This window comes from Kitasatospora sp. NPDC056446, from assembly GCF_042796115.1.
GTDB lineage: Bacteria > Actinomycetota > Actinomycetes > Streptomycetales > Streptomycetaceae > Kitasatospora.
Window position 1 is genome coordinate 1 of sequence record NZ_JBHTRF010000031.1, and the last position, 10,984, is coordinate 10,984.

Consider the following 10,984-nt stretch of genomic DNA (forward strand, 5'->3'; position numbering starts at 1 on the left):
GAAGCTAAGCCTCACAGCGCCGATGGTACTGCAGGGGGGACCCTGTGGGAGAGTAGGACGCCGCCGAACAATCATTCAGAAAAACCCCCATCCGGTATCCGGATGGGGGTTTTTCGCATTTCCGGGCCCGGTCGGGGCCTTTTCAGACCTTCAGCTTGAAACCGATGTGCGACGGGACGAACCCGAGCCGCTCGTAGAAGCGGTGCGCGTCGGTGCGGGTGGCGTCGGAGGTCAGCTGGACGAGGTCGGCGCCGAGTTCGCGGGAGCGTTCGACGGCCCACTCGACCAGGACGGTGCCCAGTCCGCTGCCGCGTTCGTCGGCGTGGATGCGGACGGCCTCGATGATGGTGCGGGTGGAGCCCTGTCGGGAGAGGCCGGGGACGAGGGTCAGTTGCAGGGTGCCGACGGTCCGGCCGGCGCGGTCGGCGACGACGAGGTGCTGGTGCGGGTCGTCGTCGATGCGGGCGAGGGCGGCGCGGTACGGGGTGAGGTCGTCGGGGGTCTCGCGGGTGGCGCCCAGCGGGTCGTCCGCGAGCATCGCCACTATCGCGGGGAGGTCCGCCTCGGTCGCTCGGCGGATCGTCAGATCGGTCGTGTCGCTCATGATCAGAGAATAAGAGGCCTTGGTGGTCCACCCGCCACCTGTCTACGCCCGTAGCACCCCCTCACGCCCCTTCCCGGGGCACCCGGCGGGCCGGCCCGGGCACCGCGGGCCCGCGAGGTGATCCGGTGTCACTCCCCGGGCTTGGAGCTGGTGATGAGGGCGAAGTCGGCGCCGTGCGGATCGGTCAGCCGGGCGAGGCGGCCGACGCCGTGGACGTCCGTGGCCGGGACCCGGACGGTCGCGCCCAGGGTGTCGGCGATGGCGATGCCGGCGTCGGTGTTGGGGACCTCGAAGTACGGGAGCCAGTGCGAGGAGGTCCCGGCGGCGGTCCGGTCGGGGCTGAGCTGGGCGATTCCGCCGTGGGCGTCGTCGGTTCCGCCGCCGGCCGGGGTGAGGACGGTGTAGAGCGTGCCTTCGAGCGGGACGTCCTGTTCCTGCCAGCCGAAGACGGCGCGGTAGAAGGACTTCGCGCGTTCGGCGTCGATGCTGTGGCACTCGGCCCAGCAGAGGCTGCCCTCCTGGTCGACGAGGTCCAGGCCGCGGGTGTCGTGCGGCTGCCAGACGGCGAAGTCGGCGCCGGTCGGGTCGGTGTAGCCGGCCATCCGGCCCGCGGCGAAGACGTCGAAGGGGGCGAACCGGACGCGGCCGCCGGCCTGTTCGACGAGTTCGGTGGTGCGGTCGGCGTCGAGGGTGGCGAAGTACAGCGTCCAGCCGGGCAGGGCGCCCTCCTCGGTGAGCGGGCCGAGCGCGGCGACGGTCCGGCCGTCGAGCTGGAAGAAGCCGTAGCCGCCGGCCTCGGGCCCGGCCGAGTCGAAGGACCAGCCGAACAGCGCGGTGTAGAAGTCGACGGAGGCCCGGGTGTCGGGGCTGCTCAGGTCGAGCCAGTCCGGGGAACCGGGGCGGAAGGCGGTGTTGAGCATGTCGGCACTGCTCCTCGGACGGGCCGGCCCGGCTGGGCACGGTCGGCGGTCCCCCTGCCTGGTTCACAGCCTGGCACCTCGGCGGAGGGGGTGCACGGCAGGCCCCGGGCCGCCGGGTTCCGGGCCACCGGGTGCCGGCCCGGGTTCCGGGCCACCGGGTGCCGGCCCGGGTTCCGGGCGCCGGCCCGGGCCCGACGGGGTTCGGGGCTGTCGGGGCCGGGCGGTACGGTGCGTAGCGGAATGAACCACCCGTACCGGTCGAAGGGGGCCCGGTGGGCAAGCAGGCGTCGTCGGGGCAGCAGCCGCTCCAGCTCGCGCAGGTCGAAGGCGTGCTGGAGCGGATCACCTACGCCAACGAGGAGACCGGCTACACGGTGGCCCGGGTGGACACCGGCCGGGGCGGCAACGACCTGCTGACCGTGGTCGGCGCGCTGCTGGGGGCGCAGGTCGGGGAGTCGCTGCGGCTGCACGGGCGGTGGGGTTCGCATCCGCAGTACGGGCGGCAGTTCACGGTGGAGAACTACACGACGGTGCTGCCGGCCACGATCCAGGGCATCCAGCGGTACCTGGGCTCGGGGCTGATCAAGGGGATCGGCCCGCGGTTCGCCGAGCGGATCGTGGAGCGCTTCGGGGTGGACACCCTGGAGGTGATCGAGAGCGAGCCGGGCCGGCTGATCGAGGTGCCGGGGCTGGGGCCGAAGCGGACCAGGAAGATCGCGGCGGCCTGGGAGGAGCAGAAGGCCATCAAGGAGGTGATGGTCTTCCTCCAGGGAGTCGGGGTGTCGACCTCGCTGGCTGTGCGAATCTACAAACAGTACGGCGACGCGTCGATCGGCGTGGTGCGGAACGAGCCGTACCGGCTGGCGACGGACGTGTGGGGCATCGGCTTCCTGACGGCGGACCGGATCGCCCAGGCGGTGGGGATCCCGCACGACAGCCCGGAGCGGGTGAAGGCCGGGCTCCAGTTCGCGCTGTCCCAGAGCACCGACCAGGGGCACTGCTTCCTGCCGGAGGAGCGGCTGATCGCGGACGGCGTGAAGCTGCTCCAGGTGGACGTCGGGCTGGTGATCGACTGTCTCGCGGAGCTGGTGGCGGCGGAGGGCGTGGTGCGCGAGGCGGTGCCGGGGGAGGCCGGCGAGCCGGTCACCGCGGTGTACCTGGTGCCGTTCCACCGGGCGGAGATCTCGCTGGCCAACCAGCTGCTGCGGCTGCTGCGTTCGGACGCGGACCGGATGCCGTGGTTCGCGGCCGTGGACTGGCCGGTCGCGCTGGACTGGCTGGCCGGGCGGACCGGGGCGGAGCTGGCGCCGGAGCAGCAGCAGTCGGTGCGGCTGGCGTTGACCGAGCGGGTCGCGGTGCTGACGGGCGGTCCGGGCTGCGGCAAGTCCTTCACGGTGAAGTCGATCGTGACGCTGGCGCTGGCGAAGCGGGCCAAGGTGGTGCTGGCGGCGCCGACCGGCCGGGCGGCGAAGCGGCTGTCGGAGCTGACCGGTGTGGAGGCCTCGACGGTGCACCGGCTGCTGGAGCTGAAGCCGGGCGGGGACGCCGCGTACGACCGGGACCGGCCGCTGGACGCGGACCTGGTGGTCGTCGACGAGGCCTCGATGCTGGACCTGATCCTGGCGAACAAGCTGGTCAAGGCGGTGCCGCCGGGGGCTCACCTGCTGTTCGTGGGGGACGTGGACCAGCTGCCCTCGGTGGGCGCGGGGGAGGTGCTGCGGGACCTGCTGGCGGAGGGCGGCCCGATCCCGTCGGTGCGGCTGACCAGGATCTTCCGGCAGGCGCAGGAGTCGGGCGTGGTGACCAACGCGCACCGGATCAACGAGGGCAGGCCGCCCCTGACGGAGGGTCTGGCGGACTTCTTCCTGTTCGCCGAGGACGACGCGGAGCGGGCGGCGGGGCTGACGGTGGACGTGGTGGCGCGCCGGATCCCGCAGAAGTTCGGCTTCGACCCGCGCCGGGACGTCCAGGTGCTGGCCCCGATGCACCGGGGCCCGGCGGGCGCGGGGAACCTGAACACGCTGTTGCAGGGGGCGGTGACCCCGGCCCGGGAGGGCCTGGCCGAGCGGCGGTTCGGCGGTCGTACCTTCCGGGTGGGGGACAAGGTCACGCAGATCCGCAACAACTACGACAAGGGGCGGAACGGCGTCTTCAACGGCACAGTGGGAGTGGTGACCGCCCTCAGCGTGGACGACCAGCGGCTGACGGTGCTGACCGACGAGGACGAGGAGGTGGCGTACGACTTCGACGAGCTGGACGAGCTGGCCCACGCGTACGCGGTGACGATCCACCGCTCGCAGGGCAGCGAGTACCCGGTCGTGGTGATTCCGGTCACCATGTCCGCCTGGACGATGCTCCAGCGGAACCTGCTCTACACCGCTGTGACCAGGGCACGGAAACTCGTGGTGCTGGTCGGGTCACGGAAGGCGATCGCGCAGGCTGTGCGGGCCGTCAGCGCAGGTCGGAGGCATACCGCGCTCGATCATCGGCTGACTACTGGATGATTATCCAACGGGATGGTTGCCTCTAATGTTCTCTTGACGTGAAGAGATTTACGGCAGAGCCTAGGGTGGTGCCGATCTTGTCCGGTTCGTACCGGCTGCGGCGGCAGGTTTTGTAGGGGCGGGCCCTTCCGGGCCACCCCGGGTGCGCGGCTGTCCTCCGGATGGGGGATGGTAGAGGGCAGTCAGGGCACCTTGGAAGAGGATTCATTTCGTCGGTGAGGAAGACGTGAGCGACAACTCGGTAGTACTGCGGTACCAGGACGGCGAGTACGAGTACCCCGTCGTCGAGAGCACTGCGGGCAACGCCGGCTTCGACATCTCGAAGCTGCTCCCGCAGACCGGCCTGGTCACCCTGGACAACGGCTTCGGTAACACCGCCGCGTACAAGTCCGCGATCACCTTCGTGGACGGCGACAACGGCATCCTGCGGTACCGCGGCTACCCGATCGAGCAGCTCGCCTCGCAGGGCGGCTTCATCGAGACCGCGTACCTCCTGATCAACGGTGAGCTGCCCGACGCGGCGCAGCTGGCCGAGTTCAACCGCGAGATCACCCAGCACACCCTGCTGCACGAGGACGTCAAGCGCTTCTTCCAGGGCTTCCCGCGGGACGCCCACCCGATGGCCATGCTGTCCTCGGTGGTCGGCGCGCTCTCCACGTTCTACCCCGAGAGCCACAACCCGTTCGACGCGGAGCAGCGCCACATCTCGACGGTCCGCCTGCTCGCCAAGCTGCCGACGATCGCCGCGTACGCGTACAAGAAGGCGATGGGCCAGCCCTTCGTCTACCCGCGCAACGACCTGAGCTACGTCGAGAACCTCCTGCGGATGACCTTCGCCGTCCCCGCCGAGGACTACGAGCTCAACCCGGTCGTCGTCAACGCGCTGGACAAGCTGCTCATCCTGCACGCGGACCACGAGCAGAACTGCTCGACCTCCACCGTGCGCCTGGTCGGCTCCAGCCACGCCAACCTCTTCGCCTCGATCTCGGCCGGCATCTCGGCCCTGTGGGGCCCGCTGCACGGCGGCGCCAACCAGGCCGTGCTGGAGATGCTGGAGAGCATCCAGAAGGACGGCGGCGACGTCGACGCCTTCATCACGAAGGTGAAGAACAAGGAAGCCGGCGTCAAGCTGATGGGCTTCGGCCACCGGGTCTACAAGGCGTTCGACCCGCGTGCCGCCCAGGTCAAGCTGCTCGCCCACGAGGTCCTCAGCCAGCTCGGCAAGAGCGACGAGCTGCTGGAGATCGCGCTCAAGCTGGAGGAGCACGCCCTCAAGGACGACTTCTTCGTCTCGCGCAAGCTGTACCCGAACGTGGACTTCTACACCGGCCTGATCTACCGCGCCATGGGCTTCCCGACCAGCATGTTCACCGTGCTGTTCGCCCTCGGCCGGCTGCCGGGCTGGATCGCGCACTGGCACGAGATGATCAACGACCCGACCAGCCGGATCGGCCGTCCGCGCCAGATCTACACCGGCACCGCGATCCGCGACTACGTGCCGCTCGAAGGCCGCTGACGCGAGCAAGCGACACCGGTGGCACCGACACCGGGAGCCGACGACGGGCACTGACCCGGACGGAAGCTGAAAGGGGCCCGACCGCCGACTGGGCGGCCGGGCCCCTTCGCGTTCCCGCGCCGCCCCCGGAGGGGCTGTCGCGGGGACGGAACCGTACGGCGCACGACTCCGGGGTCGGCCGCAGCCGGGGACGGCCGCTCAAAGCGTCCCTGGCCCGCCGGAACCCCGGCGTCGTGCGCGAAGGCCGTCGAGGACGACGACCGTTCCCGGGGCCCGCCGGAGCCCCGTCGGCGACAGCCGGTGGAAGCGCGGGGACACGGTGCCGTTCATCGCGTCCTCGCCCATCGGAAAAACTGCCGCACTACCAACCTAAGACGTATCAGGGTGCGAGAAGTTACGCCCGGGGGGTGTGAGCTGCCTCTCGCCACGCTCCGTGTGCGCGTCGTACCCCGCTCATATCACACCTTCCCTCGCGCGGGACGTCACCCTCCCCGCAGTCACGGCAACCGAGCGTGATAGGAATCGTGGCATTCCGGTACGGACCGTCGCGCACACTCGCAGCGCGACGGCGGAACTGGGGAGGGAGTGCGCAGATGGCCAGGAACGTCGTCGTCACCGGCGGTGGCACGGGAATCGGGTACGAAGTCGCGCGGCGGTTCGCCGAGATGGACGACCACGTGGTGATCGTGGGACGGCGTCGGGCGGTCCTGGAGAAGGCCGCGGCCGACCTCGGGCCGAACGTCACCCCGCTGGTGTGCGACCTCGCCGACCCGGACGCCGTGGAGGCCGCGCTGCACGAACTGCCCGAGCGGATCGACGTCCTGGTCAACAACGCGGGCAGCCGGGAGACCGTGATCGGCGCCGGGCCGCACGCCCTGCTGGCCCGCTGGCGCGGCGACTTCGAGCGCAACGTGCTGACCGTGGTGCTGCTCACCGAGTCCGTCCGCGACCGGCTCGCCCCGGGCTCCGGCCGGGTGGTCACCGTCAGCTCCATCGCCGCGCTGCGCGGGGCCGGCTCGTACGGCGCCGCGAAGGCCTCGCTGCATGCCTGGAACCACTTCCTGGCCGCCCAGTTGGGCACCTCGGGCATCACCGCCAACATCGTGGCGCCGGGGACGGTCAGCGGCACCGAGTTCTTCGGGCCGCGGCTGGACGAGGCCGAGGTCGCCCGCCGGGCGGCCCGCACCCTGCTCGGGCGGATCGGCGAGACCGGCGAGGTCGCGGCGGCGGTGCACTTCCTCGCCTCGCCCGAGGCCGGGTTCATCACCGGCGAGATCCTGCACTGCAACGGCGGCGAGCTGCTGGGGCGTTGACCCGCCCGGGGCGTCGGCCTTCGGTGAGGGCCCGGACCGTGGGTCGGTCCGGGCCCTCGGCGTGTCGCGGCGGCCGTGTCGTGGGCGGTGGGCGGGTGGCTCAGGCGGGGCGGAAGCGGCGCAGCCGCAGGCTGTTGCTGACCACGAAGACCGAGGAGAAGGCCATCGCGGCCCCGGCGATCACCGGGTCGAGCAGCCCGGCCGCGGCCAGCGGGATCGCCGCGACGTTGTAGCCGAAGGCCCAGCACAGGTTGCCCTTGATGGTGGCGAGGGTCCTGCGGGAGAGCCGGATGGCGTCGGCGGCCGAGCGCAGGTCGCCGCGGACCAGGGTGAGGTCGGCGGCCTCGATCGCCGCGTCGGTGCCGGTGCCCATCGCCAGGCCCAGGTCGGCCTGGGCGAGGGCGGCCGCGTCGTTGACGCCGTCGCCGACCATCGCCACGACCTTGCCCTCGGCCTGCAGCCGCTTGACCGTCGCGACCTTGTCCTCGGGCAGCACCTCGGCGAACACGTCCCGCCCGGGGATGCCGAGCTCGGCCGCCACCGCCTCGGCGGCCGGCCGGTTGTCCCCGGTCAGCAGCACCGGCCGCAGGCCCAGCGCGCGGAGCCGGCCGATCGCCTCGGCGCTGGTCGGCCTGACCGCGTCGGCGACCTCCAGGACGGCCCGGGCCTCGCCGTCCCAGCCGACCGCGACCGCGGTGCGGCCGGCCGCCTCGGCGGCGGCCTTGGCGCGGGCCAGGGAGGGCGGCAGGTGCAGCGCCCGGTCGGCGAGCAGGGCCTCGTGCCCGGCGACCACCGTTCGGCCCGCCACGACGCCTTCCACGCCCCGGCCGGGCACGGCGCGGAAGTCCGCGACCGGGGGCAGCGCGCCGGTCCGCTCGACGGCGGCCGCGGCGACGGCGGCGGCGATCGGGTGCTCGGAGGCGTGTTCGACGGCGCCCGCCAGGCGCAGCGCCTCCGCCTCGTCGACGCCCTCGGCGGTGTGCACGGCGACCAGGGTCATCCGGCCGGTGGTGACGGTGCCGGTCTTGTCGAGGATGACGGTGTCGACCTTGCGGGTGGACTCCAGCACCTCGGGGCCCTTGATCAGGATGCCGAGCTGGGCGCCGCGGCCGGTGCCGACCATCAGGGCGGTCGGGGTGGCCAGGCCCAGGGCGCAGGGGCAGGCGATGATCAGCACGGCGACGGCGGCGGTGAAGGCCCCGGTCGGGTTGTCGGCGGCCAGCAGCCAGGCGACCAGGGTGGCCAGGGCGATGAGGATGACAGCGGGGACGAAGACGGCGGAGACCCGGTCGGCGAGGCGCTGCACGGCGGCCTTGCCGTTCTGGGCCTCCTCGACCAGCTGGGCCATCCGGGCGAGCCGGGTGTCGGCGCCGACCCGGGTGGCCTCGACCACCAGCCGCCCGCCCGCGTTGACGGTGGCGCCGGTGACGTCGTCGCCGACCGCGACCTCGACCGGGACGGACTCCCCGGTCAGCATCGAGGCGTCCACGGCGGAGCCGCCCTCGACCACCACGCCGTCGGTGGCGATCTTCTCGCCGGGCCGGACCACGAAGCGGTCGCCCACGGCGAGCCGGTCCACCGGCAGGCGCACCTCGCGGCCGTCCCGGAGGACGGCGACGTCCTTGGCGCCGAGGTCGAGCAGGGCGTGCAGCGCGGCGCCGGCCCGGCGCTTGGAGCGCGCCTCCAGGTGGCGGCCGAGCAGGATCAGCACGGTGACGGCGGCGGCGGTCTCCAGGTAGAGCGTGGAGGAGGGGTCGGTGCGGCCGATCGACAGCGAGAAGGCGTGGTGCATCCCGGGCATGCCGGCGTGGCCCCAGAACAGTGCCCAGAAGGACCAGCCGAAGGCGGCCAGGGTGCCGAGCGAGACCAGGGTGTCCATGGTGGCGGCGCCGTGCTTGAGGTTGGTCCAGGCCGCGCGGTGGAACGGCAGGCCGCCGTACACCACGACCGGGCCGGTGAGCGCGAAGGCCAGCCACTGCCAGTTGGTGAACTGGAGGGCCGGGAGCATCGACAGCAGGACCACCGGGACGCTGAGGACGGTGCTGGTCAGCAGCCGGTCGAGGAGGGGGTCGGGCCGGTCGGGGGCCGCGCCGGTGCCGTCGGCGGGCTCGGCGGCGGGCGCCGGGGGCGGCGGGAGCTCGGCGGTGTAGCCGGTGCGCTCGACCGTGGCGATCAGGTCCCCGACCGTGGTGCCGGGGCCGTAGTCGACCCGGGCCTTCTCGGTGGCGAAGTTGACGGTGGCCTCGACGCCGTCCATCCGGTTGAGCTTCTTCTCGATCCGGGCCGCGCAGGAGGCGCAGGTCATCCCGCCGATCGACAGTTCGACCCGGTCCCGGGCCCCGACGTCCGGGGCGGACGTGCTCATGCGGATCAGCTCCTCGTGGGGGGCGTGCGGCGGGGCCGCCGGTCGGGCCCCGCCGCACCTCGGCGGTTCAGGCGCTGCGGCCGACCAGTTCGTAGCCGGCCTCGTCGACGGCGGTGCGGACCTGCTCGTCCTCCAACGGGTCGGCGGAGGAGACCGTCACGGTCCCGGCCTTGGCGTCGGCGGCGACCCCGGTGACGCCGGTCAGGGCGGAGAGCTCCTCGCTGATGGCCTTCTCGCAGTGGCCGCAGCTCATGCCGGACACGGTGTAGGTGACGGTGCTGGACATCGGGGCCTCCGGGAGGTCGGTGCGGCCGGGCGCGGGCCCGGGGTCGGACGGTGTCGACGAACGTGCAACACCATACCCCTCTGGGGTATTCCTGGGATCGGTGGGGAGGTGTGCGGGAGGACACCTTCCGGAAACCGAGCCTAGGACGGCGCGGCGCCGGAGGGGCGGGCGGGTGAGTGCGCGTGGTGATCGTCCCTTATGTTCGATATGTGTTTCCGATCCGCCGCGCCCAGTCCCCCTCGGCCCCCACGGCAGCCGGACTGCCGCCGGAGCGGCAGCGCGGCGCCCTGCTCGCCGCCGACCTCCAGGACGTGCCGTTCTGGCGCCGCGCCGTCCCGGCGCTGCTCGCCGTCCTGCTGGTCGCGCTCGCGGACTTCCTCTCCGGCAAGGACCGCTACCTGGCCCCGCTGATGACCGTCGTACCGACCGTCGCGGCCCTGACCCTGCGGCCCCGCGAACTGCTCGCGGTCTGCGCGCTCGGGCTGCTCGCGGTGTTCGGGCTCAGCCACTACGACCAGGTCGACAACATCAACGACGCGCGCTTCCTCTACGGCGCGATGGTCAGCTACCTGGTGGTGACGCTGTTCTCGGCCTGGGTCGCCAAGCTGCGGATGCGGCGCGCGGCGGCGTTCGCGGCCGTCAGCTCCGTCGCCGAGGCCGCCCAGCGGGCGCTGCTGCGGCTGCCCGGGCCGGAGGTCGGGCCGCTGCGGCTGGCCGTGCGGTACGTCTCGGCGGCGGACGCCTCGCGGATCGGCGGGGACCTCTACTCCGTCCTGGAGACGCCGCACGGGACCCGGGTGGCGGTCGGCGACGTCCGCGGCAAGGGGCTGGGGGCCGTGCAGACGGCGGCGGTGGTGCTCGGCGCCTTCCGGGAGGCCGCGTACGACGAGTCCGGGCTGCGCGGTGTCGCGGCCAGGATCGAAGCCAGTGTCGAACGGCACGTACCGGAAGGGGAGTTCACCACGGCGCTGTTCGCGGAGTTCCGGACGCCCGGGGCGATGGAACTGCTCCAGTACGGGCACGTGCCGCCGATCCGGGTCGACGGCGAGGGGCGGGCGCACGTGCTGAACGCGCCGGACCCGTGGGTGCCGCTGGGCCTCAGCCGGCTGGCGGCGGGCGAACCGGCCAGCTGGGGGCAGCCGTTCGGGCCGGAGGACGTGCTGGTGCTCTGCACGGACGGGGTGATCGAGGCACGGCACCGCAGGAGCGGCGAGTTCTACCCGCTGGCGGAGCGGGTGGGGGCGCTGGTGCGGGGCGCCGGGCGCTCGGCGGGGGAGCTGGAGGCGGCGGTGGGGCGGGTCTACGGGGACCTGCTGGCGCACACCGGCGGGGAGCTGCGGGACGACGCGCTGCTGCTGCTGATCGCGCGGACGGACGGCTGACGGGGCCGACGGCTGACGGACGGCTGACGGCCGGGTGCGCCGGGAGCGCCGGGGGCGGTCCCCCCCCCGCCCCGCGGGGGGCGGGGGCCCGCCC

The 10,984-nt window shown here is 72.8% G+C and carries 8 protein-coding genes; 4 read left to right on the plus strand and 4 right to left on the minus strand.

Features of this window, described 5'->3' with window-relative positions; translation table 11 throughout:
• Positions 1-142: 142 nt before the first annotated feature.
• Both ACFQ6N_RS20480 and ACFQ6N_RS20485 read right to left on the minus strand, forming a co-directional pair.
• Positions 143-604 carry a GNAT family N-acetyltransferase gene (locus tag ACFQ6N_RS20480; RefSeq protein ID WP_380650710.1) on the minus strand — a complete coding sequence of 154 codons (462 nt, stop codon included), beginning with the start codon at positions 602-604 and terminating at the stop codon, positions 143-145.
• 128 nt (positions 605-732) lie between these two features.
• Positions 733-1,524, minus strand: a complete 792-nt coding sequence (locus ACFQ6N_RS20485) for a VOC family protein (protein ID WP_380650712.1) — start codon at positions 1,522-1,524, stop codon at positions 733-735.
• A gap of 272 nt (positions 1,525-1,796) precedes the next feature.
• On the opposite strand from ACFQ6N_RS20485, the gene ACFQ6N_RS20490 reads away from it, so the two are divergent.
• The 3 genes from ACFQ6N_RS20490 (at position 1,797) to ACFQ6N_RS20500 (ending at position 6,857) form a co-directional block, all read left to right on the plus strand.
• Positions 1,797-4,028, plus strand: a complete 2,232-nt coding sequence (locus ACFQ6N_RS20490; RefSeq protein WP_380650714.1) for an ATP-dependent RecD-like DNA helicase — start codon at positions 1,797-1,799, stop codon at positions 4,026-4,028.
• A 226-nt stretch (positions 4,029-4,254) separates the two neighbouring features.
• Positions 4,255-5,544: a citrate synthase gene (locus ACFQ6N_RS20495; protein WP_380650716.1), complete on the plus strand. Its 1,290-nt coding sequence runs from the start codon at positions 4,255-4,257 to the stop codon at positions 5,542-5,544.
• Between the two features lie 593 nt (positions 5,545-6,137).
• Entirely contained in the window at positions 6,138-6,857 is a 720-nt protein-coding gene (locus ACFQ6N_RS20500; RefSeq protein ID WP_380650718.1) for an SDR family NAD(P)-dependent oxidoreductase, read from the plus strand.
• A 100-nt stretch (positions 6,858-6,957) separates the two neighbouring features.
• Here the strand turns inward: ACFQ6N_RS20500 and ACFQ6N_RS20505 are convergent, their stop codons facing one another.
• Together ACFQ6N_RS20505 and ACFQ6N_RS20510 are read right to left on the minus strand one after the other, a co-directional pair.
• Positions 6,958-9,222 carry a heavy metal translocating P-type ATPase gene (locus ACFQ6N_RS20505; RefSeq protein WP_380650720.1) on the minus strand — a complete coding sequence of 755 codons (2,265 nt, stop codon included), beginning with the start codon at positions 9,220-9,222 and terminating at the stop codon, positions 6,958-6,960.
• A gap of 67 nt (positions 9,223-9,289) precedes the next feature.
• Positions 9,290-9,508: a heavy-metal-associated domain-containing protein gene (locus ACFQ6N_RS20510; protein WP_380650722.1), complete on the minus strand. Its 219-nt coding sequence runs from the start codon at positions 9,506-9,508 to the stop codon at positions 9,290-9,292.
• A 209-nt stretch (positions 9,509-9,717) separates the two neighbouring features.
• On the opposite strand from ACFQ6N_RS20510, the gene ACFQ6N_RS20515 reads away from it, so the two are divergent.
• Positions 9,718-10,890, plus strand: a complete 1,173-nt coding sequence (locus tag ACFQ6N_RS20515; protein ID WP_380650724.1) for a PP2C family protein-serine/threonine phosphatase — start codon at positions 9,718-9,720, stop codon at positions 10,888-10,890.
• Positions 10,891-10,984 lie beyond the last annotated feature (94 nt).